21 protein-coding genes are annotated in these 22,823 nt (G+C 39.4%); 17 read left to right on the top strand and 4 right to left on the bottom strand.

From position 1 onward, the window contains the following. The first annotated feature begins 412 nt into the window (after positions 1–412). The 12 genes from MK403_RS03635 to dltD all read left to right on the top strand — a co-directional run bounded on the left by MK403_RS03635 (position 413) and on the right by dltD (position 13,258). Entirely contained in the window at positions 413–2,347 is a 1,935-nt protein-coding gene (locus tag MK403_RS03635) for a class III lanthionine synthetase LanKC N-terminal domain-containing protein (protein WP_268708971.1), read from the top strand. Next, on the top strand, positions 2,344–3,570 hold the full coding sequence (locus MK403_RS03630; protein WP_268708970.1) for an MFS transporter: 1,227 nt from the start codon (positions 2,344–2,346) through the stop codon (positions 3,568–3,570). Before MK403_RS03635 ends, MK403_RS03630 begins: the two co-directional genes overlap by 4 nt. A gap of 241 nt (positions 3,571–3,811) precedes the next feature. After that, positions 3,812–4,366, top strand: a complete 555-nt coding sequence (locus MK403_RS03625; protein ID WP_412080612.1) for a hypothetical protein — start codon at positions 3,812–3,814, stop codon at positions 4,364–4,366. 143 nt (positions 4,367–4,509) lie between these two features. Beyond that, the gene (locus MK403_RS03620) at positions 4,510–5,205 is read left to right on the top strand and encodes an AzlC family ABC transporter permease (protein ID WP_268708968.1); all 696 of its coding nucleotides are present in this window, start codon (positions 4,510–4,512) and stop codon (positions 5,203–5,205) included. After that, entirely contained in the window at positions 5,195–5,518 is a 324-nt protein-coding gene (locus MK403_RS03615; RefSeq protein ID WP_044021513.1) for an AzlD domain-containing protein, read from the top strand. Before MK403_RS03620 ends, MK403_RS03615 begins: the two co-directional genes overlap by 11 nt. 102 nt (positions 5,519–5,620) lie before the next feature. Then, on the top strand, positions 5,621–6,463 hold the full coding sequence (locus MK403_RS03610) for an amino acid ABC transporter substrate-binding protein (RefSeq protein WP_000724970.1): 843 nt from the start codon (positions 5,621–5,623) through the stop codon (positions 6,461–6,463). Positions 6,464–6,617: 154 nt separating this feature from the next. Next, positions 6,618–7,472 (top strand): MetQ/NlpA family ABC transporter substrate-binding protein, encoded by an 855-nt coding sequence (locus MK403_RS03605; RefSeq protein ID WP_000694540.1) that lies wholly within the window; start codon positions 6,618–6,620, stop codon positions 7,470–7,472. Between the two features lie 118 nt (positions 7,473–7,590). After that, positions 7,591–8,964 carry a M20 family metallopeptidase gene (locus MK403_RS03600; protein WP_084975958.1) on the top strand — a complete coding sequence of 458 codons (1,374 nt, stop codon included), beginning with the start codon at positions 7,591–7,593 and terminating at the stop codon, positions 8,962–8,964. Then, positions 8,957–10,018: a methionine ABC transporter ATP-binding protein gene (locus MK403_RS03595; RefSeq protein ID WP_268708967.1), complete on the top strand. Its 1,062-nt coding sequence runs from the start codon at positions 8,957–8,959 to the stop codon at positions 10,016–10,018. Before MK403_RS03600 ends, MK403_RS03595 begins: the two co-directional genes overlap by 8 nt. A gap of 1 nt (position 10,019) precedes the next feature. After that, the gene (locus MK403_RS03590; RefSeq protein WP_061418498.1) at positions 10,020–10,712 is read left to right on the top strand and encodes a methionine ABC transporter permease; all 693 of its coding nucleotides are present in this window, start codon (positions 10,020–10,022) and stop codon (positions 10,710–10,712) included. A gap of 171 nt (positions 10,713–10,883) precedes the next feature. After that, on the top strand, positions 10,884–12,038 hold the full coding sequence (gene dltB, locus MK403_RS03585) for a D-alanyl-lipoteichoic acid biosynthesis protein DltB (RefSeq protein WP_268708966.1): 1,155 nt from the start codon (positions 10,884–10,886) through the stop codon (positions 12,036–12,038). A gap of 47 nt (positions 12,039–12,085) precedes the next feature. Next, positions 12,086–13,258, top strand: a complete 1,173-nt coding sequence (gene dltD, locus MK403_RS03580; protein ID WP_268708965.1) for a D-alanyl-lipoteichoic acid biosynthesis protein DltD — start codon at positions 12,086–12,088, stop codon at positions 13,256–13,258. Positions 13,259–13,432: 174 nt separating this feature from the next. Here the strand turns inward: dltD and MK403_RS03575 are convergent, their stop codons facing one another. Continuing rightward, entirely contained in the window at positions 13,433–14,002 is a 570-nt protein-coding gene (locus tag MK403_RS03575) for an MptD family putative ECF transporter S component (protein ID WP_268708964.1), read from the bottom strand. A gap of 133 nt (positions 14,003–14,135) precedes the next feature. On the opposite strand from MK403_RS03575, the gene MK403_RS03570 reads away from it, so the two are divergent. The 5 genes from MK403_RS03570 (at position 14,136) to nrdI (ending at position 18,838) form a co-directional block, all read left to right on the top strand. Then, positions 14,136–14,750, top strand: coding sequence for a YesL family protein (locus MK403_RS03570; RefSeq protein ID WP_000514455.1), 615 nt, complete (start codon positions 14,136–14,138; stop codon positions 14,748–14,750). Then, complete coding sequence (locus MK403_RS03565) at positions 14,728–16,398, top strand: sensor histidine kinase (RefSeq protein ID WP_268708963.1); 1,671 nt, start codon at positions 14,728–14,730, stop codon at positions 16,396–16,398. The genes MK403_RS03570 and MK403_RS03565 overlap by 23 nt, the downstream gene beginning before the upstream one ends. A gap of 12 nt (positions 16,399–16,410) precedes the next feature. After that, on the top strand, positions 16,411–17,697 hold the full coding sequence (locus tag MK403_RS03560) for a response regulator transcription factor (RefSeq protein WP_268708962.1): 1,287 nt from the start codon (positions 16,411–16,413) through the stop codon (positions 17,695–17,697). Positions 17,698–17,756: 59 nt separating this feature from the next. Then, the gene (locus tag MK403_RS03555; protein WP_268708961.1) at positions 17,757–18,290 is read left to right on the top strand and encodes an ABC transporter permease; all 534 of its coding nucleotides are present in this window, start codon (positions 17,757–17,759) and stop codon (positions 18,288–18,290) included. A gap of 77 nt (positions 18,291–18,367) precedes the next feature. Beyond that, a complete protein-coding gene (gene nrdI / locus MK403_RS03550; RefSeq protein WP_268708960.1) occupies positions 18,368–18,838 on the top strand; it encodes a class Ib ribonucleoside-diphosphate reductase assembly flavoprotein NrdI in 471 nt (156 codons plus the stop codon). A gap of 83 nt (positions 18,839–18,921) precedes the next feature. Here nrdI and MK403_RS03545 read toward each other — a convergent pair whose 3' ends face one another. The 3 genes from MK403_RS03545 to argS form a co-directional block, all read right to left on the bottom strand. Further along, complete coding sequence (locus MK403_RS03545; RefSeq protein ID WP_268708959.1) at positions 18,922–20,184, bottom strand: NRAMP family divalent metal transporter; 1,263 nt, start codon at positions 20,182–20,184, stop codon at positions 18,922–18,924. A gap of 195 nt (positions 20,185–20,379) precedes the next feature. Further along, positions 20,380–20,625 (bottom strand): hypothetical protein, encoded by a 246-nt coding sequence (locus tag MK403_RS03540; RefSeq protein ID WP_000084854.1) that lies wholly within the window; start codon positions 20,623–20,625, stop codon positions 20,380–20,382. Between the two features lie 480 nt (positions 20,626–21,105). Continuing rightward, complete coding sequence (argS, locus tag MK403_RS03535) at positions 21,106–22,794, bottom strand: arginine--tRNA ligase (RefSeq protein ID WP_268708958.1); 1,689 nt, start codon at positions 22,792–22,794, stop codon at positions 21,106–21,108. Between the last annotated feature and the right edge of the window lie 29 nt (positions 22,795–22,823).

Genomic DNA, 22,823 nt, shown 5'->3' with positions numbered 1-22,823 from the left:
TTGATCTTGTTAGGTTGTCATTCTATGGAATTTACAGTTCTACCTTGAACTTAGTTCGCAGAACAAAAATTTCAAGTGCGTAGTGTTGTAATTGAAAATTCAATTGATACCATACCACTTGGTACATATATTTTTATACAAAAAAATAGAGTGACTTAATTACATACAGGATTGAAATATGAAATAGAAAAGGAGAAGAATATGACAGCGTTTGTACATGAATTATCATGTGAATCAGAAAGATTCAACCAGTCTGAAGACGTAACAATTACTTTCTTTTGTACAGTATTGTAAAAGATCCTCAATTAATAAGTTTATTTTTAGACTTATAATGTTTTTTGAATTTCAATATAGGAGATACCAATTCAGGTAATTGTTAAAGAAAAAGTCATTATAACAACAGGAGAGAAAGATGTATAAATATAAAATTGTAGATGAAGAAAGTCTGCCTATTTATGGTTATAAAATTCACATATCAGCAACTCTTAATAATTACAAGGATATCTATAATCTTCTTTCTCCGTTGTTAGATGATAGAAAGATATCTTATAAGTATATATATCGGGAAGAAGATGTGGCCTATAATTTCTCTGTTAGAGAATCTCCTGCTAATTCGGGGAAATACTTTACGATTTATCCTGAAAATGATCATGCTTTTCGTAATATATTAGAGCTTCTTTACCAAACTATTCCTAAAAATACGGAGGGAATTTATATTCTAAGCGATCGTGCTTATAAAGATTCCAATACAATTTTTTACAGATATGGCTTCTTTAGAGAAGATTTGGAGTATTTAGAAAAAGGTATTCCGACTTTACTAGGGCCAAATGGAGAAAAGTGGCACGACTACCAAAAACCATATTTTAACTTACCAGAGTGGATTCAAGATATTCAAGAGAATACGTTTATAAAGGATTCATATTTAGCAAGAAATTATAGATTAAAAACCGTACTATCACAGTCAAATGGAGGAAATGTCTATCAAGTAGACTCAGTGACAGGAGGGAAAAAATATATTTTAAAGGAGTGTCGACCTCATATTATTTCTTTTGGACGGGTAGAGAATCAAACTCTTAGAAAAAATGAATATGAAATTTCAAGAAAATTACTAGACTGCGTTCCAGCTGTGCACGAAACCGTCACAGAGTGGATTAACCAATATTATATTTATGAGTTTATAGATGGTAGTGATTTATTAAAATCTACAAAACCATATTCTATTGTTAGTTATCATAGGTCTAATAAGGAGTTAAACGCTAGGAAATTTAAAAGTTTTGTATTAATTACCAAGGAATTGTTAAAATTGGTTGAATATCTTCATAGTAGGAATATTATTTTAAATGATATACATCCTGGAAATTTTATAAAATCAGAAGATAAACTTTACTTTGTAGATTTAGAAAATAGTTATGAGTATGGTAATAAACCAGCTATTGGCTTGTATAGTGTAATTAGCCTAAAAGAGTGGAACTCTATAGATGGCAAAGTATCTGATTGCCATAAAGTTGGGAATTTACTACTATTTTTACTGGCTAGATTGCATGTAAAATCAATGAACGATTTATCACAATCATCTCAAATTTTAAATTCTTTATTGGAAGAATTTGGTTTAAAAACAAATTTTATAAGTATTATAGAAAAACTATTTTCTAAGGATGCAACTGCATCTAATATTCTTAAAGATTTAAATGAAATTTATGTTTATCAAATTGAATCCCAGCATAGTTTAGATGAGTTTCTAACTGATTCACCAGAAAGGTCTTTTAGTATTACTGAGATTATTAATAAGAAACTAGTTAATTTTCAACGATATGAGAATGCTAAAAATAATCATCGATTACTACAGCATCTGATGCATAGAGAGAAAAATTTAGGATTAGATGGATTATCTGGCTTGCTTATTTTGATGAAAAAATATAATTTTGATTGCGATGTTATTGACTATGGAATTAATATCATCATTGAAAAATTAATTATGACAGATAATGGTAGGATGGTCCCGATAGAATCAAATTTAGCTTCACCTTATCTAAATAATGGGACAGCAGGATTTATTCGTGCCTTGATTTTTATAGATTTTAAAAAGTATATAGACCTAATCAAAGAACTGTCTGAAGGATTAATTACAGAATTTGCTCAATATGCAGATCTATGGAATGGTATGCTAGGGATAGTTGATACATTGTTGGAATTGTATTCTTATTTTAGAGTAAGAAAATATAAAGACGCTGCAGGGGAGTTGTTAAATACAGTAAAATGTTATGTGAAGCATTCTAAAGTAGATAAACAGGAGTACCTTTATGTGTTATCTAAGTACATGGAACTGGGGGATGGTGAATTAGTATGAAAGTATTTATTCAAAATAGAGATTTTAGGCAATTAACCATCAACCAGTGGATTTCAACGGTGGGGGATACGATTTTTTATCTTGCTTTTTTGAATTATGTGGCAGATGCTTCGTTTGCCCCCTTGGCGATTTTACTCATCACGATTTCAGAGACTGTTCCTCAAGTTCTGCAAATCTTTATGGGAGTTTTGGCTGACTTTCAACATCATCGTGTTCTAAAGTATACGGTTATTAGTTTTGTTAAATTTGTACTTTATTCTATAGTGGCACTTTCGCTTTCAGGGCAGTCCTTTTCCTTATGGCTCGTATCCTTTATTTGTTTGATGAACCTCTTGTCGGATACATTGAGTTACTTTTCAGGAGCCATGCTAACTCCTATTTTTATAAGAATCATCGGGAAAGAACATCTGACAGAAGCCATTGGCTTTAAACAATCAACAGTTAGTTTAGTTCGGACAATCAGTAATATTCTAGGAGGGGTTTTACTAGGAATTCTTTCCATTCAGTTCATTTCCTTGCTAAACGCTCTGACGTTTCTGATAGCATTTGTAGGTGTTCTCTTCATAAAAAATGATCTTTTGAATGTTGAAAAAACAATTAGCTATCAAGAAGGTCTTTCTATAAAATCGTTTTGCCAGCATTTGTTCCAATCATCGAAATTGATCTGGAATATGGATAGAGTAATCTTCATTTTATTTATCGTCTCTATCAGCCAAGCTGTGATCAATGTCACTGTTCCTATTTCGACTCTTTTTTTAAGAAACCAACCGTTTTTGAATTTACAAACGGGTCAATCGCTCGCTTTGTTATCAACACTAGAATTGTCAGCACTTATTGTCGGAAGCCTTGTAAGTGGCTATCTGAAAAATACGATTTCTATAAAAACAGCTCTATACGCTTCGGTCATCATCCAGTTACTCCTCCTAGTAGGATTTGCCACAGTTCATTTTGGCTTGATTCTGCTTTTCAGCTCCTTGGATGCCTTCATTGCAGGGTTACTCTCTCCTAGATTGCAAGAACTCGTCTTTAAACAAATACCTGAGGAGTCAATGGGAGCGGTTCAATCCTCTATTGGTGCTATTACGGTTGTTTTACCAAGTCTATTCACAATCGTTTTCGTAACGATTGCTACAAGTTTTGGGACCCTAGCGGTCAGCTTTATTCTATTGCTATTACTCCTAACCGCATTTGTCATGCTTTTGAATATTCGTGAGAGCATTTAGTAGGGATTTCTGATTTAACTTTTGTTCATACGATAAGGCTGGCTTCCCAGTCTTTTTCTTTATCTAAAATATCTAATAATAGTCCTTGCTCAATTCTTTGTTACCTTAAATGAAAAAGTAATTTTAAAATCAATCACGGAATCCAACTCTATCAAAGTTTGTCAATCTTAGAGTTTTTTTGTATAGTAGGTATATGAGACATAAAATACTAAACAGTCTACTTGCTTTTGGAGCTTTACTTATGCTTTTATCAGCTTGCCAGAATTTTAAAAAGACACAACTGGTTTTGTTTGAATCCCTTTCATTCAATATGTCCCTTAAATCCTTTGAAGAAGTGTTTGAAGAGGCTAGCGAGGTGGTGGAAGAAACAGAAATGGGTTATCGAGATAGCTGGCGTGCAGAAGACCCTTATTTCTATAAAACGGGACGCCTTTTCTATGATTATGAAAATATTTCTTTGAATGGTTATACAGGTCGAGCAAGATTCACATTTTCAAAATCGCATCGCTTGGAAGAAGCGACAGTTCATATTCCTGTAGCTTCAAAAGGGGAGCAATATGTAGTGCTCAACAATCTATCCCAGACTATAAAAAAAGAAATTGAAGCTCTTCCGAATTTTCAATCTGTAACTACCGAGACGGTAGGACTATACGATGACGGTTATCGCTATAAAGTCAAGTTGAAAGGACAAAGGAGAGAATTTTGGATCGATGTTTATCCGACAGAAGATGAAGATGCTAAAGAAATTGAAGATAAAAAGTATACTATTCGGGTGGATCAGTTTAGGATGCATTAATAACACTCATGGGATTTCAGCATTTTTTGCTAGCTACTGGTTTCAAACTCTAAACTTTTTTCTCTTCTTTGAATGTGTTATAATATTTCTTGCTGTGGCTGTGACCTTGAACAGCCTCAATTGGAGAGAATATGAGGAGAAGGATGAAAGAAAAAGGATTTTGGGAAGGTGTTCAGGCAGCCATGCCGACTGCCCTTGGGTATGTCAGCATTGGTCTGGCTTGTGGGGTTATCGGCGCGCCCTATGTGACACCTGTTGAGATGGGCTTGATGAGCCTCTTTGTTTATGCTGGGAGTGCCCAGTTTGCCATGTTGGCACTGATTGCGGTACAAGCGCCTGTGGCAGCTATTGCTATGACGGTCTTTTTGATCAACTTGCGACTCTTTTTGCTGAGCTTGCATGCGTCGACCTATTTCCGTCATACTAGTCTCTGGCAAAACATCGGCATGTCCAGTCTCTTGACAGATGAGACTTACGGAGTTTTGATGGGAGAATTAGCCCATACAGACAAGGTCCATCCCATGTGGATGCACGGGAACAATCTCAATAGTTATGTAGCCTGGTTTATTGGGACAGTTGCGGGGACAGCTTTAGGTGGGCTTCTTCCAAATCCTGAGGTCTTTGGATTAGACTTTGCCCTTGTTGGGATGTTTATCGGGATTTTTACTTCGCAGTTCCAGATTATGCAAAGACGGGTCCCTGTCCGCAATCTGCTGCTGATCCTAGCTGTTGTTGCGCTGTCTTTCTTTTTGCTCTTGACGGTGGTGACTCAGTCGCTAGCTGTTCTGTTTGCGACCTTGCTAGGTTGTACTATGGGGGTGGTCTTAGATGGTCAGTAAATATCTTTTGTTAGCCGTTATCTTTTCAGGTCTAGTGACTTGGATTCCCCGTATGATTCCCTTCATCTTGGTTAAGTACAAGGGGTTGCCAGCCATCGTCGAGCGGTTTTTGAAGTTTTTGCCTGTTTCCATTATATTTGCCTTGATCCTTTCAAGCGTAGTGACTGGAAAGGTTGGCAGCCTTCCCCAGATCAAATGGCTGGACTTTTTAGCAGTCTTTCCAACGGCTTGGATAGCCTTTCGCTACCGCAATCTAGTGGGTACGGTTCTTTTTGGAGTGGTCTTGATTGCAGTCTTGCGTCTAGTCTTTTAGTCAGCCATAAAAAAAACCTATCACCGAGATAGATATCATATAATGGCGAAAAAAAATATTTTCTGTTAAGATAGTACAGTATTCTATTTTGGAGGAAATGACATGAAAAAAATCGTCAAATATTCATCTCTTGCTGCTCTAGGACTTGTTGCCGCAGGTGTACTAGCAGCTTGCTCAGGTGGTGAGAAGAAAGATGCTGCATCTGGTGAAGCAACATCTGGTAAAAAAGAAATTATCGTTGCAACTAACGGATCACCAAAACCATTTATCTATGAAGAAAATGGTGAATTGACTGGTTACGAGATTGAAGTAGTCCGTGCTATCTTTAAAGACTCTGACAAATACGATGTCAAGTTTGAAAAGACAGAGTGGTCAGGTGTTTTTGCGGGACTTGATGCTGAACGCTACAATATGGCTGTTAACAATCTTAGCTATACTAAGGAACGTGCGGATAAATACCTCTATGCAGCACCAATTGCCCAAAATCCTAACGTTCTCGTAGTTAAGAAAGATGACAACAGCATCAAATCGCTTGATGATATCGGTGGAAAATCTACTGAAATCGTGCAAGGAACAACAACAGCTAAACAGTTGGAAGAATACAACAAACAACACACAGATAACCCGACTGTTCTTAACTATACAAAAGCTGACTTTCAACAAATCCTGACTCGTTTGAGCGATGGTCAGTTTGACTATAAGATTTTTGATAAAATCGGTGTTGAAACAGTTATCAAGAACCAAGGTTTGGACAACTTGAAAGTGATTGAACTTCCAAGCGACCAACAACCTTATGTTTACCCACTTCTTGCTAAAGGTCAAGATGAGTTGAAATCATTTGTAGACAAACGTATCCAAGAACTCTATAAAGACGGAACTCTTGAAAAGTTGTCTAAACAATTCTTCGGAGATACTTACCTTCCAGCAGAAGCTGACATTAAATAGTCTTATGAAATCATCCAGTCTGAGAAAGGCGGATGATTTCTCAATTTTCAGACATATAGTTTTAAACTATATGTCTGCCTATCTAATAACAATTTGCGAAATCAAATAAAGTATGAGATACTATTACGGTATTATTTTTAAAGGAGATAGAATCATGAAAATCAAAAAATGGCTCAGTGTAGCAGCTCTTGCTACAGTCGCAGGTTTGGCTCTTGCAGCTTGCGGAAATTCAGAAAAGAAAGCAGATAACGAAACAGTTGTTAAAATTGCAACAGTTAACCGCAGTGGTTCTGAAGAAAAACGTTGGGATAAAATCCAAGAATTGGTTAAAAAAGATGGTATTAAATTGGCATTCACAGAGTTCACTGACTACTCTCAACCAAACAAGGCAACTGCTGATGGCGAAGTAGACTTGAACGCCTTCCAACATTACAACTTCTTGAACAACTGGAACAAGGAAAATGGGAAAGACCTTGTAGCGATTGCAGATACGTACATCTCACCAATCCGCCTTTACTCAGGTAAAAATGGGGAAGAAAACAAGTACACTAAAGTAGAAGAAATCCCAGATAAGGGTGAAATCGCCGTACCAAACGATGCAACAAACGAAAGTCGCGCACTTTACTTGCTTCAATCAGCTGGTTTGATCAAATTGGATGTTTCAGGAACTGAACTTGCTACTATCGCAAACATCAAAGAAAATCCAAAGAACTTGAAGATTACTGAATTGGACGCTAGCCAAACAGCTCGTTCATTGTCATCAGTTGATGCTGCCGTTGTAAACAATACCTTCGTTACAGAAGCAAAATTGGACTACAAGAAAGCACTCTTCAAAGAACAAGCTGATGAAAACTCAAAACAATGGTACAACATCATCGTTGCGAAAAAAGATTGGGAATCATCACCTAAAGCTGATGCCATCAAGAAAATTATCGCAGCTTACCACACTGATGAAGTGAAAAAAGTTATCGAAGAAACATCAGACGGTTTGGACCAACCAGTTTGGTAATAAGACACAGGGAGGTGGGAGAGAGTTTCCACCTCTTGCTTTTGTATAGAGAGTTGAATTTAAAGGAGCACTTGCAGTCGTTCCAAGGACACAAGTACATAGTAGAAAGAGAGAGAAAATGGTTTTTCCTAGCGAACAAGAACAGATTGAAAAATTTGAGAAGGATCATGTGGCCCAACATTATTTTGAAGTCTTGCGCACCTTGATTTCCAAGAAATCAGTCTTTGCCCAGCAGGTTGGACTCAAAGAAGTCGCAAACTATCTGGGTGAGATTTTCAAGCGTGTAGGAGCTGAAGTGGAGATTGATGAGAGCCACACGGCGCCTTTTGTCATGGCGCATTTCAAGAGTTCGCGTCCAGATGCTAAGACTTTGATCTTCTATAATCACTATGACACTGTGCCAGCGGATGGGGATCAGGTGTGGACAGAGGATCCTTTTACTCTTTCGGTGCGAAATGGCTTCATGTATGGGCGTGGAGTTGACGACGACAAGGGTCATATCACAGCTCGGTTGAGTGCTCTGAGAAAGTATATGCAACACCATGATGACCTGCCTGTCAATATCAGTTTTATCATGGAGGGAGCGGAGGAGTCTGCTTCCATGGATCTAGATAAGTATTTAGAGAAACACGCAGACAAACTTCGTGGGGCGGACTTGCTAGTCTGGGAACAAGGTACCAAGAACGCCTTGGAACAGCTAGAAATTTCGGGTGGTAATAAGGGAATTGTAACCTTTGATGCTAATGTGAAAAGTGCTGATGTGGATATCCACTCGAGTTATGGTGGTGTCGTGGAGTCAGCACCGTGGTATCTCATCCAGGCCTTAAGTAGCCTGCGATCTGCAGATGGCCGTATCTTGGTAGAAGGCTTGTACGAGGATGTTCAAGAGCCAAATGAACGGGAGATAGCCTTGGTAGATACCTACGCTCAACGTAATCCTGAGGAAATCAGTCGCATTTATGGCTTGGAATTGCCTCTCTTACAAGAGGATCGTGCAGCCTTTCTAAAACGGTTCTTTTTCGAGCCAGCCCTCAATATCGAAGGGATTCAGTCAGGGTATCAAGGGCAAGGGGTTAAAACGATTTTGCCAGCAGAAGCTAGTGCCAAGCTAGAGGTTCGTTTGGTTCCTGGCTTAGAACCGCATGATGTTCTGGAAAAAATTCGGAAACAGCTAGACAAAAATGGCTTTGATAAGGTAGAATTATACTATACCTTGGGAGAGATGAGCTATCGAAGCGATATGAGCGCGCCAGCCATTCTCAACGTAATCGAGTTGGCCAAGAAATTCTATCCACAGGGCGTATCAGTCTTGCCGACAACAGCGGGGACAGGACCTATGCATACGGTCTTTGATGCCCTAGAGGTGCCCATGGTGGCCTTCGGTCTAGGGAATGCCAATAGCCGAGACCACGGTGGAGACGAAAACGTGCGGATCGCCGATTACTACACCCATATTGAATTAGTAGAGGAGCTGATTAGAAGCTATGAGTAGAGATATTATCAAGTTAGATCAGATCGATGTGACTTTTCACCAGAAGAAGAGAACCATCACAGCGGTCAAGGATGTGACCATTCACATTCAAGAAGGGGATATCTACGGTATCGTTGGATATTCTGGAGCAGGAAAATCCACTTTAGTTCGGGTGATTAACCTCCTGCAAAAACCATCTGCAGGGAAAATTACCATTGATAACGATGTGATTTTTGACGGCAAGGTGACCTTGACTGCAGAGCAGTTGCGTCGCAAACGTCAGGATATTGGAATGATTTTCCAGCATTTCAACCTGATGAGTCAAAAGACAGCAGAGGAAAATGTAGCTTTTGCCCTCAAACACTCTGGACTCAGCAAGGAAGAAAAGAAAGAAAAAGTAGCTAAGCTGTTGGACTTGGTTGGCTTGGCGGATCGTGCTGAAAACTACCCTTCACAACTATCTGGAGGGCAAAAACAGCGTGTGGCCATTGCGCGTGCCTTGGCCAATGATCCAAAGATCTTGATTTCAGATGAGTCAACGTCTGCCCTTGACCCTAAGACAACCAAGCAGATTTTGGCCTTGTTGCAAGATTTGAACCAAAAATTAGGTTTGACTGTTGTCTTGATTACGCATGAAATGCAGATTGTCAAAGATATTGCCAACCGTGTGGCAGTTATGCAGGATGGCCGTTTGATTGAAGAGGGCAGTGTTCTTGAAATCTTCTCAGACCCTAAACAACCTTTGACTCAAGACTTTATCTCAACTGCGACAGGCATTGACGAAGCCATGGTCAAGATTGAGAAGCAAGAAATCGTAGAGCATTTATCTGAGAACAGTATCTTAGTGCAGCTCAAGTATGCAGGTGCTTCGACAGACGAGCCACTTTTGAATGAATTGTACAAGCGTTACCAAGTAACGGCTAATATCCTTTATGGAAATATCGAAATTCTCGATGGCACTCCTGTTGGAGAATTGGTTGTGGTCTTGTCAGGTGAAAAAGCAGCGCTAGCAGGTGCTCAAGAAGCTATTCGTCAAGCAGGCGTACAGCTAAAAGTATTGAAGAGAGGACAGTAAGATGGAATCATTGATTCAAACCTATTTACCAAATGTCTATAAAATGGGCTGGGCTGGTCAAGCAGGCTGGGGAACAGCCATTTACCTAACTCTTTATATGACAGTTCTTTCCTTCATTATCGGAGGGTTCTTGGGGCTGGTGGCAGGTCTTTTCCTTGTCTTGACAGCACCAGGTGGTGTCTTGGAAAATAAGGTAGTCTTCTGGATTTTAGACAAGATTACCTCAATTTTCCGTGCGGTTCCCTTTATCATCCTTTTGGCGATCTTGTCTCCACTCTCTCACTTGATTGTCAAGACTAGTATTGGGCCAAATGCAGCCCTTGTGCCACTTTCTTTTGCAGTCTTTGCCTTCTTTGCCCGTCAGGTGCAGGTTGTCTTGGCTGAGCTAGATGGTGGTGTCATTGAGGCGGCTCAAGCGAGCGGAGCGACCTTCTGGGACATCGTGGGTGTTTATCTATCGGAAGGTCTTCCAGATTTGATTCGTGTGACGACTGTGACCTTGATTTCACTAGTCGGTGAAACAGCTATGGCTGGTGCGGTCGGAGCTGGTGGTATCGGTAACGTAGCCATCGCTTATGGATTTAACCGTTTCAATCACGATGTGACAGTTTTAGCAACCATCATTATCATCTTGATTATCTTTACGATCCAGTTCTTGGGAGATTTCTTGACCAAGAAATTAAGTCATAAATAAAAAGAGCCGAAGGGCTCTTTTTTGTTCTAGGAAGCTGCCAACAGGGGCATTTAAAGTTTTTAAATTATGGTATAATAGATAAAGTTAACTCTCTCTGGTGATAGGATAGGAAAAAACTAGAAAGATAAACCTTGAAGCGAGATGAGAAAATGAAAAAGGAGTTCGGTTGATATGAATTATTTTGAGGGGAATGATTTCTTCCTTCTCTTGTTTGTAGTTTTACTGATTGGTTTTGTGGTAAACTTTTTTGAAAAACGTAAGGACTACTATATTTTGGCGCTCTCCTTCTTATTTGCAGGAACTATTTATGGCAAGAGTCGAGCGATGATGGTCTATTTGCTCGCCTTTATCGTTTACCAGTATTTTTTGGTTTTTCTAGCACAGAGGATAGAAGCAAAGCGGCTGAAACCACTGGTTTTCCTTTCCATTCTTCCTTTGGTGATCAATAAAGTCTTTGCCCTGACTTCTCTGCATTTGTTGGCCTTTATTGGTATTTCCTATATGTCCTTTAAGACCATTCAGATCATGCTAGAAATATCGGATGGCTTGATCAAAGAAAAAATCACTGTAAAAGATTATCTACAGTTTTTGCTCTTTTTCCCAACAGTTAGTGCTGGTCCGATTGATCGGAGTAGGAGATTTTTAAAAGAGATAAACGAGGTCATGCCTCGGAAAGAGTATCTAGAGTTAGCTGGGGACGGTATTTATCGTATCGTTCTAGGCCTTCTTTACAAGGTTGTTTTATCAACCTATGTTTACCAGATGTTACTCACTCTAAATAATACTGGCACAGTCGTTTACTCAATCAAGTATATGTACCTCTATACCTTGTATCTGTTCTTCGACTTTGCGGGCTATAGTCTAATGGCCGTTGGAAGTAGTAATATTCTAGGTATTCAGACACCGATGAACTTTAACAAACCTTTCTTGAGTGTTGATATCAAGGATTTTTGGACCAGATGGCATATCACCTTGTCGACCTGGTTGAGAGATTTTGTATTTTCAAGAGTATTGATGCAGGTTATCAGGAAAAAATGGTTCAAAAATAGACTACACAATGCAACCTATGCCTATATGGTCAATATGTTGGTCATGGGTTTTTGGCATGGTCTTAGCGTTAGCTACATTGTTTATGGTTTTTACCATGGTGTCTTGATGGCTGGATTTGAAGTGTATCAAAAGAAAAGCAATTTTTATAAGAAAAATAAAAACAAAAACTGGTATAAGCTATTAAGTTGGTTTGTGACCATGAATTTGGTTATGATTGGTTTCTTTATCTTTTCAGGTGAACCCTATAAAATCTTACTGACAATTTTAAAGAGATAAGAGATTGAAAAGAAATCGGACAGATCGGAGGGATAGGATAAAACGAGATGATTAAATTAAAAGCATTTTTACTATCGCTTGTGCTCGTAATTGCGACGCTTGCCCTTTTAAATGTGACGTATGTCAAGAAGATTGATGATTATTATAAAGTCAAGGATAACAGTATTCGCTATAGCACCTCGTATGAAAAGTATAAAAGTAGAGATATTCTAACAAGCAATATCACTCCCAATACACTGGTTCTATTGGGGTCATCTGAGTTGGTTGCAACGATAAATGAAGATTATCATCCTAATAAGATTTTTAACTACAACGATTTTAATATCATGCAGATTGGGACCAGTTATTCTCAAAACATCATTCAGGCTACGACCTTGGGCTCTATTGAAGGATCTATGAGTAAGCGAAAAGTAGCTATAGTAGAGTCGGTTCAGTGGTTTGAAAAAGATGGGACCCATCAAGATGCCTTTTTGAACAAGGCTTCTCAGGAACATATTTTCCACATGCTAGATAATGACAAGATTAGTAAAGAAACGAAAGAAAAACTAATCAATCGCATTATCGAGATTACCAAGGGGAACAAGCAACAAAATGACATCTACAAAAAATATAAAAGTTATTTCATAGATGGAAAAGGAACCATTGTTGATAAAAAACTATTAGAGTTTGAGAACGCGATGTATTCCTTTAAGCTCAAACGAAAATTTTATGAAAATCATGAGAAATCAGATTATCCCTCATCAGGAGACAAAACCCCAGACTATGATTGGGAAAAGATGACGGATCAGTTTGTAGAAGAGGTCAAAAAGAAAACAGACAATAATGACTATGCTGTTGATAATAACTACTACAATACTTACTTAAAAGATCGCTATGCATCGCTAAAAGATTCCAATAAAGATTTGAGCTACCTAGAGTCACCAGAGTATTCAGATATGGAACTCTTCTTGACAGTTGCTAAAGAATTGGGCATTGAAGTTGAGGTTATTATTTTCCCAGTAAACGGGAAATGGAATGACTACACTGGTGTCTCAAGAGAGATGCGGGAGAAAACTTATAAAAAAATAGAAGATGTCGCAAAAAGCCATGGTGCAACCGTATTAAACTATGGAAACAGAGAGTATGATGATTACTTTTTATTTGACGTGATGCACGTTGGAGTGAAAGGATGGATGGAAGTTGAAAAAGAACTTTACAAATTTGCAAACCAAGCTAACTAACACACATCGTTTAATCTTGTGGACACTATTTTTCTATACGGTTATCTTGAGCATCGTGATTTACTGTTTTGTGACTGATTTTTCAAATATTCAAGAATTTATCTATAGTGAATTTTAAGATTGTATACAAAAAGGCCCTGGAGCTAGGCATTGCTAGTCTTCAGGGCTTTTACCTTATATTTTATCGGCTATTTTTTGACTTAGAAATTGCCCAATCACAGCACCAATCAAGGCACAAAGGAGAATGCTTGCGACAAAGAGAAAAATTTTGTCTAGCTCTGGAGCGACCATGATACGGTCAATGTATTCTTGGGCTTTTCCACGCGCGAGCAAGGTAGCCACGTAAGCTTTGGGACGGATCCACATGAGGAAGATAGGGCCACTTGTACTAAAAGCAAAGACGAGGAAGGAGAGAAGATTTTTAATCTTATCCTGATAGTGGCCGAGGCGAGCGATGGCATCTGCTGCAAGACCGCAAGTGATAGCTGGTAGAAAGGCACCGGCACCGTGTTTACTAGCTAGGAAAAAGAGGGCCATAAAGAGTCCGAGAGTGGTGATTGCACCAAAACGAGGGATCTTCGTTAAAAGAAGCATGTAGACACTGCCACCGACAAGGGCAGAAAAGGCAGGCGCATAGAACATATTGCCCGTTGAATCCACCAAGTGTCCAAGTACTACTCCGATTCCTAGACAGAGGAAGTAGAGAACGACGGCTAAGAGGGTAGTTAAGATATTTTTCTTCATGAGAATCTCCTTATATAAAACTGTCAAAATCAATTGTATCACGCTTTTAGAGTATTGTAAATGGGAGCTCTATGTTTTTGAAAACGTTTGAAATATGATATAATAGTTACATAGTTGTTTTAAGGAGGATATCATGGGAAAGTTTCTAGAATTCGTCTTTAATCGTTTCTTTTTAGGAATGATTGCGACGGCTTTTTTCTGGTTATTGACACTAGCAGGAGGTGTGGTCTTTGGTTTGGCACCAGCTAGTGCAACTCTTATGAGTTTATATGCGGAGCACGGTTATACTTATCGAGCTTATAGTTTGAAAGAAGCTTGGGAATTGTATAAGAGTAACTTTGTCAAGAGCAACTTAGCTTTCTATAGTTTTGTACTTGTAGATCTAGTCTTAGTCTATGGTTTGTACCTTTTGGTTCAATTGCCCCATCAGACTATCTTCCATCTCTTGGCAACCTTTCTCAATATCCTTGTTGTTGCCTTTGTTTTTTTGGCTTATACCGTTTCATTGAAACTCCAAGTTCACTATGAGCTCTCTTATCGAAATACTGTAAAACTCGCTCTTATCGGGATTTTTATGAATTTGCCGGCAATTGCCAAGGTTTTATTTGGTACGGTCATGCTTGTAGGAATTGGTTACTATATGCCCGCCTTGCTTTCCTTCGTAGGAATTGGGATGTGGCATTTCTTTATCAGTGATATGTTGGAACCTGTATATGAAAGTATCCATGAAAAATTGGCGACAAAATAAAATGAAGCCGTTCTGGCTCCACTCGCTCTTGCGCATCTATACCTTGGTGATGATTGTCATCATTGCAAGTTTTGCGGTCATGCTCTCCTATGCTGACTGGAGTTCCCGTGAAAAAGAAGCCCAGAGAGTAGCTCAACGTGTAACGACTCGGACAGTGAGTGAGATTGAATATTACCATAGAGAGTCGACTCAGCTAGCGCAGGAACTAGTTGAAAATCGAGCACGGATAGAGGGGATTTATAAGTATTTTAGTCTGAGTACATCGGATTATTTTTACTGGCTGTTGCAACGTAAAGCGTCTCCCTATGTATCAGTGTCCTTGTATGAAAACATTGATGATTTGTATGTAAGAAATGACTTTGTGACAGGTGTTGCAATTGTTTTGCAAGACTACAAGGAAGTCTACGTTTCTACTAGAGAGAAACGTAGCGGAGAGAAAATTCTTGCTGAGGATTTCAAACCAGCAGCCAATAGTTTTGCCATACCAGTACTTGATCCTAACTCCGATCAGTCTCTAGGTGTTATCTACATTTCTTTATCGCAGGATGTACTTTACCAAGCAATTGATAATACTCGCGGTCTGATTCCTGTGGCCGTGACGATCACCTCCCCTTTTGATACTGAATTGTTTCATATAGGGGAAAATGTAGTAGCTGAACGGGAAAATTGGATTGTAGGTTTGACATCACACGGCTATCAAGTCCAATCAGCAGTTCCTAAGGATTTTGTTCTTACTGGGACTTTAACTAGTTCTGCTGTCATTGTTGGTTTGAGTGGTCTCTTTATTATTATTTTATATGTGACCTTGAGGCAGACCTTCTCCAATTACCAAAGGCAGGTTGTGGATCTGGTCGAGTCTATTCAGGTTATTGCTCAAGGAGAAGAGGGACTTCGCATCGATACCTCTGAGAAAGATCAGGAGTTACTTCTCATTGCAGAAACCACCAATGATATGTTGGATCGTCTGGAAAAGAATATCCACGATATTTATCAGTTGGAACTTAGCCAAAAAGATGCCAATATGCGAGCCTTGCAAGCTCAGATTAATCCGCATTTTATGTATAATACCTTGGAATTTCTTCGCATGTATGCAGTGATGGAAAGCCAAGATGAGCTGGCGGATATTATCTATGAATTTAGTAGCTTGTTGCGTAACAATATCTCCGATGAGCGTGAAACGACATTGCAACAAGAACTAGAATTTTGTCGTAAATACAGTTATCTCTGTATGGTTCGCTATCCAAAGTCAGTAGCTTATGGCTTTAAGATCGCGCCAGAATTAGAAAATATGAAGATTCCCAAGTTTACGCTCCAACCATTGGTCGAAAACTACTTTGCCCATGGTATTGACTACCGCCGAACAGACAATGTCATCAGCATCAAGGTCTTGAAGGGTGAGGGATTTGTTGAAATTCTAGTGGTAGACAATGGTCGTGGCATGCCTGCTGAAAAATTAGCTGCCCTGCAAGAGAAATTAGCTCAGAGAAGTTTTGAGCACGAAGCAAGCTACAGCGGCGAGCGGCAGTCAATCGGAATAGTGAATGTGCACGAACGCTTTGTCCTCTATTTTGGGGATCGCTACCAAATCAGTGTAGAGCCAGCTGAGCAAGAAGGTGTTCGCTATCGTATTACTATTCAAAATGAATAGAAAGGAAGGGAAATGTATAAAGTTTTATTAGTAGACGACGAGTATATGGTGACAGAGGGGCTCAAGCGATTAATCCCCTTTGAAAAATGGGATATGCAAGTCGTCGCAACAGCCAATCATGCTGATGATGCTTTAGACTATGTCAAGGAAAATCCAGTAGATGTGATCATTTCCGATGTCAATATGCCAGATAAGACAGGGCTTGAGATGATTAAGGAAATGAAGGAGCTGCTTCCAGATACCTATTATATCTTGCTGTCTGGTTATCAGGAATTTGACTACGTCAAAAAAGCAATGAATCTTAGTGTTGTAGATTATCTGGTCAAGCCAGTGGATAAGGTGGAGTTGAGTCATCTATTAGAAAAAATTGCGCGACAGCTTCAAGAAAAGGTGGAGCAAAGCCAGACTCTCAGCCAAGAATTGGATGAAGAAGGCTTTGTCAACTTCTTAGCAGGTAAAGACAACTGGTGGATAGGTCTTTCCAAGGAAAAACAAGGTTCTTTCACAATTCCTTACTATGTTTTAGGTCAAGACTGGCAGATTTTTATCTCTGATCAACCACTAGATGGAATCGTAGTGACGCCTTTTGGAGCGCCCTACCAACAAGCCTTTGAAAAATGGAAGATCAACGCAGAAAAAGCCCTCTTTTACGGTTCTGTCAATCTAGAAAAATCCGAGAGTCTATTTGCCTATTACGAACCGATTTATCGCGTGATTATCCAAGGAAATATCAATCAAATCATTGAAGAATTGACTCTGCTGGAGAAGGTTGTCTTAGAGAATACACCGCGCGTGGCTATCACCAAACAACTCTTCACCCAATTTGTCATGGATGTCTTCCACTTGTTTGAGCATCTAAAAGCGGATGATATGACCGAGATTGTCAAAGCCATCCATGCCATTAACTCCTTTGAAGAGTTGGTTGCCTACATCAAAGCAACTTTGACCAAGTTCTTTGGCCAGTATCGTATGAATGAAAATGTAGTCAGTGTTCTGGAGGTTATCGGCCGTGATTATCAAAAAGAGTTATCACTTAAGGATATCAGCAAGGATCTCTTTATCAATCCAGTCTACCTTGGTCAACTGATCAAGCGAGAAACCAACTCGACCTTTGCGGAATTGCTCAACAAGCAGCGAATTAAGGCAGCGCAACAGCTCTTGCTTTCAACCAATGATAGTATTGAAGATGTTTGCTATGCCGTTGGCTACAGTAACGTCGGCTATTTCTACAAGGTTTTCCGTAAATTGTGCGGAAAATCACCCAAAGCTTATCGCAAGCAAGTTGAAAGTTCCTTGTAAAACTTGTATTTACGTGCAAAAAATGCTATAATGTCCAAAATGCCTTAAGGAGGAAAAATATGAAAAAGAAACCAATCTACTTATGGGTTTTGTTAGTTCTATCCGCATTGATCTCAGCTATGTCTTTGTTTGGACTGCTAAGTCCAGTACCTAGTAAAGAATCACTAGGTGCCAGTCAAGCACAGATGCAAGGCATTAGCGCTCAGCAGCTGGAAGATACGGTCAATTATCTATATAAGATGGCTGAATTATCGCATTCGACTGTTAACATCGTTTTGATTATTTTATCTGCGATTTTAGTAGTCGCAGGTATTGTGCTCTTGGTTCGTAATCATTTGCAATATGCAAATTATGCTTACATTGCTTATGTTTTGCTTGCCATTGTTGGTTCGATTTATACTTACATGGGTATGCAAGATGCTGTACAAGCTATCCGTGATGAAACCTTGCGACTAGGGACAGAAGTCCTTGGAAAGGGAACAACGATTTTATTTGTTGTTATAAATGTCCTGTTTCTTGCTATCGTCTTTTACAAGATGTGGCGTCAACAAAAAGATTTGTCTGAGGAAGTCGAAACAGAAGAGCTCGCATAAGAGTTGACAAAAGGGAACTATCAAGTTACAATCTTGTTAGTTCTTTTTATATCGTAAACATAAAAATCGAGGTCAAAATGAAAAAAATATCCTTAGTTTATATCAGTTTGAGCGGGAATACAGAGAGTTTTGTAACCCGACTCAAGGACTATCTCTTGTCTCAGCACGAAGGGGTTGAGGTCCAAAAGATCCATATCAAGGATTTGGTCAAGGAAGGGAAAGATTTCTTTGAAATGGACAATCCTTATGTCGCCTTTTTACCAACCTATCTAGAAGGTGGAAATGGTGTCGATAACGGCGATGTTGAGATCCTGACAACTCCAGTAGGTGATTTTATCGCCTATGGAGACAATGCCAGTAAGTGTTTTGGTGTAGTGGGATCTGGTAATCGCAATTTTAATAACCAATACTGTTTGACTGCCAAGCAGTACAGTCAGCGCTTTGGCTTCCCTGTTCTAGCAGATTTTGAAATGCGAGGGATGCTAGGAGATATTAAAAAGGTTGCAGCGATTATCGCGGATTTGTATGGATTGGATTCAGAGAGTTAGAATAGTTCAAGTAGGCAGTCGGGTTTTCTCAACTGCTTTTTGGGTGCAGAAAAAGCACCCAGACGAGGGTGCTGCTTTGTGAACTAACCTGCTTTTCCGATGGCAAGTGCATAGATAAAGAAGATGGCAAATCCAAAGAGGAAAATCAATCCTGCAATAGCGAGGAGTTTCAACCAAGAAGGAAGATTTTTATTTTCACTGGTGACCAAGACATAGTTCAAAAGGGCAAAGAATGGTGTTGTCAGGAAAGAACCAATCATGGCGAAGCGGAGCATGGTTGAAACTTGACCAGCAAAGAACTTGATGATGACGATACCAATGATAGCTGTGATGGTCATCCAGATGTTCAAAGATTTACGATTATCCTCTTTTTGATTTGCTAAGAGTTGAAGGGAGGCCTGGTTGACACGTGAATAGCCATCGATGACAGTAATGACTGTCCCAAAGATACAGAGGAAAGCGATGAAGGTAATCAAATATCGAGACCATTCGCCAAGGACAGAGGCATACATGCCCACAAATTGCGAGATGTATTTGGCAGAAGCAGCTTCAACCGCTTGCCCTGTAGGATATTGAATGAGTGCTCCTAGTGCCACAAAGAATACAGCTAGGATACCAGTCCCAATGTACCCAACGTTAAAGTCGAAAAGAGCATCCGCTGTATTAAAGTTAACGGTCTTTTTCTTTTCAGCAGACCAGAGTGAGTTGATGGCTGAAATTTCAATAGGGGCAGGCATCCATCCTAAGAGGGAAACGATAAAGGGGAGTGCCGCCATTTGCCAAGGTGTTTTCTCGATAAAATCAGAGCTGTATTCTGGATGCTTAATTGCTGCAATGATAACTGCAAGAACAGTTGCAATGGTTAAAGCAGACATGATCCATTTGGCCATACCATCCAATAGTTTGTAGCCCCCAAAGAGTAGCATGGCCCAAATGACTGCAACAAGGATAAGGGACCATTGAGTGATGCTAAGACCAATCATTGGAAAGGCGCTAGCAATGATAGCTGAGCAAAGGATAGCAACTCCGGCTGTATTGACCATAGCAGAAAAGACATTGAGAATAAAGAAAATCCAGAGATAGAGTTTTCCTTTTTCTGCATAGCCTTCAACCAAGGTCTTTCCAGTATCTGCTGTGTATTCAGCACCAAAACGGAAAAATGGATATTTAAAAACATTGGCTAAGATGACCAAGAGAAGCAGAGACCATCCATAAGAACCACCGGCTTGAGTGGAGGATACGATGTGAGAACCTCCAACGGCAGCAGAAGCCATTAGGATTCCTGGCCCCATTGCTTTCAGCTTGCTTGCCCAGGTAGATTGGTGTGATGAAGTAACTTGTGACATAAAAACCTCCCATTTTTGAATTTTCAGAATAATCTGAATAGATAAGTTCTATTCTACAAGAAACTTATGAAAAATGCAAGAGAATTTTTGAAAAATTTAGAAAATTTCAGAAAAATCATATGAAAGATATGATTATCACAAGGAAATGGTATTGATGGGAGTAAAAAATCCGAGAAGAAAGCTTCTCGGATTCCCTTATTTCAATTGCTCAGTGATTTCCTTAGAAAGCAGGAGTCCCAAACGGTAACCTTTATTGATGTAGTCAATCACATCATTGATATTTTCCGTTGTTTGGATCCTTTCGCGTATGTCTGTTTTGAAAGCTTCGTCCCTCAGAAGCTGTTCCTGAAGGAGTTGTTGAAGTTTTTCTTTTTCGTATTTATTGATGAGAAAAAGAACGACAAGACTGATAAGAACTAAGATATAAGCATACTGGCTCATAAAATTTCTCCTGGTTTGATAAAAAAGTTGATGGCATAAGAAAAGCGAAAGAAATTTTCGCTTTTCAACTAAGTGATTAGACTAGCGGAACAGGTATCCGACAGATAAAACAAGACGGTCTTGACCTTTAACTGAAAAGTCCGTATAGGATTTGGTGTTAGTTACTTAGATTGCTTTGCAATTAAGTGATTTAAAGATTACGACATGAACCAAATCAAATCGATTTTATTTGGTTTGGTGAATTAGTAAAGCGTTTAGGCAATTCGTACTGGTTACGACGTTCTGGGACATAAATCGATAATATTTATGTCCCAGAACTAGTGAAGCGCCTAGCCAAATCACCATAGTTACGACGTCATGGCCTCTAAATCGATTATATTTAGGGGTCATGACTAGTGAAGCAGTTAGCTAGTTCGCATATAAGCATAAGCGGCTAGCGTCTAACAATTAGGAACTTTAGTTCCAATTGTTAGTACTGAATCACATCTTCTCTGGTGCTTCTACTCCAAGCAAACGAAGGGCTTCTTTGAGAACAACAGCTGTTGCGTAGCTGAGGGCTAGACGGCTGTCACGCTCTGGACTTTCATCCAAGATACGAGTGTGGGCATAGTATTTATTGAAGGCTTGAGCCAAGCTGATTGCATACTTGGCAATGAGCGATGGATCATAGTTGACAGATGCGCGTTTGATGACACGGGCAAAGTCTTGGAGAAGTTTGATAATTTCCCAGCTTTCAGCATCATTTAGACTGTAACTTGCTTGAGCATTTGGTTGGAAGTCTGCTTTTCTAAGGAGAGATTGGATACGAGCGTAAGCGTATTGGATGTATGGACCAGTTTCTCCTTCAAAGGAAACCATAGCTTCGAGGTCAAAGTCGTAACCATTTCGGCGGTCAGTCTTGAGGTCGTAGAATTTAACAGCTCCTACTCCGACAGCTTGGGCAACCTGCTCTTTGTTTTCGAGATCAGGATTTTTCGCTTCAATTTGTGCTTTAGCACGGCTGATAGCTTCTTGAAGAGTAGGTTCGAGCAGGATAATATTTCCCTTACGAGTAGAGAGCTTTTGACGGTTCTTGGTTACCAAACCGAAGTCTACGTGAATCATATCATCGCTCCAGTCAAATCCCATTTTTTTCAAGACGGCTTTTAACTGTTTAAAGTGGTTAGACTGCTCTTGACCAACTGCGTAGACATTTTTAACAAAATTGTAAGTACGTGCACGGTAGATAGCTGTTGCAATGTCACGTGTGATGTAGAGGGTTGCACCGTCAGATTTCTTAATCATAGCGGGTGGAAGTTCGACATCATCGAGGTTGACAATGCTAGCTCCGCGTGACTCCTCTAGCAAACCTTTTTCTTCAAGGATTTGCACGGCTTCGTCCATCTTGTCATTATAGAAGGCCTCCCCGTTTAAGCTATCAAATTCAACGTTCAACAGTTTGTAAATGCGGTTGAACTCAACCAAACTTTCGTCACGGAACCATTGCCAAAGTTGAGTTGCTTCTGGATCGCCATCTTCCAATTTTTTAAACCAGAGACGTCCTTCATCATCAAGAGCTGGATCATTTTCGATTTCAGCATTGATGCGAACGTACAATTCTAACAACTCGTCAATTGGATTAGCTTCTACGGCTTCCTTACTCCCCCATTTTTTATAAGCAACCATGAGAAGACCAAACTGTTTACCCCAGTCTCCAAGGTGGTTGATTTTAATAGTGTTGTAGCCCATTTTCTTAAAGATATTAGAAAGAGCATCTCCGATAACAGTTGAACGTAAGTGACCTACTGAGAAAGGTTTTGCGATGTTTGGACTTGATAGGTCAATCGTGATATTTTGCTCTTTGCCTTCCGTTTGTTGAGCGTAGTCAGATCCTTTTTCGATGATCTCTTTGATAACTGCTCCAGAAATGGCAGATTTATCAAGGAAGAAGTTGACGTAAGGACCAGTTGCAACAACTTTTTCAAAGGCTTGGCTGTTGATTTTTTCAGCGATTTCAGCAGCAATCATTTGGGGGGCTTTGCGTTCGACTTTTGCAAGTGAGAAAGCAGGAAAAGCGATATCTCCCATGTCAGAGTTTTTTGGTTGTTCTAGTAAATTTAAAATAGCCTCTTGATCTAGGCTATCGATGACGCTAGCCAATTCACTAGCAATCAGTTTTTTTGTGCTCATAAGTAGGCTCCTTTTGGACTTTTATTCTA

The sequence above is a fragment of the Streptococcus oralis genome (assembly GCF_026782285.1).
Classification (GTDB): Bacteria; Bacillota; Bacilli; order Lactobacillales; family Streptococcaceae; genus Streptococcus; species Streptococcus oralis_CG.
The sequence above is the reverse complement of the archived record's forward strand: the minus strand, read 5'-3'. Positions and strand labels throughout refer to the sequence as shown.

What these genes read in the sequence shown, in the direction of transcription:
- MK403_RS03635 (WP_268708971.1), top strand. Translation starts at nt 413, where the DNA reads ATGTATAAATATAAAATTGTAGATGAAGAAAGTCTGCCTATTTATGGT.
- dltD (WP_268708965.1), top strand. Translation starts at nt 12,086, where the DNA reads ATGATTAAATTAAAAGCATTTTTACTATCGCTTGTGCTCGTAATTGCG.
- MK403_RS03545 (WP_268708959.1), bottom strand. Translation starts at nt 20,184, where the DNA reads ATGTCACAAGTTACTTCATCACACCAATCTACCTGGGCAAGCAAGCTG.
- MK403_RS03575 (WP_268708964.1), bottom strand. Translation starts at nt 14,002, where the DNA reads ATGAAGAAAAATATCTTAACTACCCTCTTAGCCGTCGTTCTCTACTTC.
- MK403_RS03620 (WP_268708968.1), top strand. Translation starts at nt 4,510, where the DNA reads ATGAAAGAAAAAGGATTTTGGGAAGGTGTTCAGGCAGCCATGCCGACT.
- MK403_RS03595 (WP_268708967.1), top strand. Translation starts at nt 8,957, where the DNA reads ATGAGTAGAGATATTATCAAGTTAGATCAGATCGATGTGACTTTTCAC.
- MK403_RS03570 (WP_000514455.1), top strand. Translation starts at nt 14,136, where the DNA reads ATGGGAAAGTTTCTAGAATTCGTCTTTAATCGTTTCTTTTTAGGAATG.
- argS (WP_268708958.1), bottom strand. Translation starts at nt 22,794, where the DNA reads ATGAGCACAAAAAAACTGATTGCTAGTGAATTGGCTAGCGTCATCGAT.
- MK403_RS03540 (WP_000084854.1), bottom strand. Translation starts at nt 20,625, where the DNA reads ATGAGCCAGTATGCTTATATCTTAGTTCTTATCAGTCTTGTCGTTCTT.
- MK403_RS03605 (WP_000694540.1), top strand. Translation starts at nt 6,618, where the DNA reads ATGAAAATCAAAAAATGGCTCAGTGTAGCAGCTCTTGCTACAGTCGCA.
- MK403_RS03615 (WP_044021513.1), top strand. Translation starts at nt 5,195, where the DNA reads ATGGTCAGTAAATATCTTTTGTTAGCCGTTATCTTTTCAGGTCTAGTG.
- MK403_RS03610 (WP_000724970.1), top strand. Translation starts at nt 5,621, where the DNA reads ATGAAAAAAATCGTCAAATATTCATCTCTTGCTGCTCTAGGACTTGTT.
- MK403_RS03590 (WP_061418498.1), top strand. Translation starts at nt 10,020, where the DNA reads ATGGAATCATTGATTCAAACCTATTTACCAAATGTCTATAAAATGGGC.
- MK403_RS03630 (WP_268708970.1), top strand. Translation starts at nt 2,344, where the DNA reads ATGAAAGTATTTATTCAAAATAGAGATTTTAGGCAATTAACCATCAAC.
- MK403_RS03625 (WP_412080612.1), top strand. Translation starts at nt 3,812, where the DNA reads ATGCTTTTATCAGCTTGCCAGAATTTTAAAAAGACACAACTGGTTTTG.
- nrdI (WP_268708960.1), top strand. Translation starts at nt 18,368, where the DNA reads ATGAAAAAAATATCCTTAGTTTATATCAGTTTGAGCGGGAATACAGAG.
- MK403_RS03560 (WP_268708962.1), top strand. Translation starts at nt 16,411, where the DNA reads ATGTATAAAGTTTTATTAGTAGACGACGAGTATATGGTGACAGAGGGG.
- MK403_RS03600 (WP_084975958.1), top strand. Translation starts at nt 7,591, where the DNA reads ATGGTTTTTCCTAGCGAACAAGAACAGATTGAAAAATTTGAGAAGGAT.
- MK403_RS03565 (WP_268708963.1), top strand. Translation starts at nt 14,728, where the DNA reads ATGAAAAATTGGCGACAAAATAAAATGAAGCCGTTCTGGCTCCACTCG.
- MK403_RS03555 (WP_268708961.1), top strand. Translation starts at nt 17,757, where the DNA reads ATGAAAAAGAAACCAATCTACTTATGGGTTTTGTTAGTTCTATCCGCA.
- dltB (WP_268708966.1), top strand. Translation starts at nt 10,884, where the DNA reads ATGAATTATTTTGAGGGGAATGATTTCTTCCTTCTCTTGTTTGTAGTT.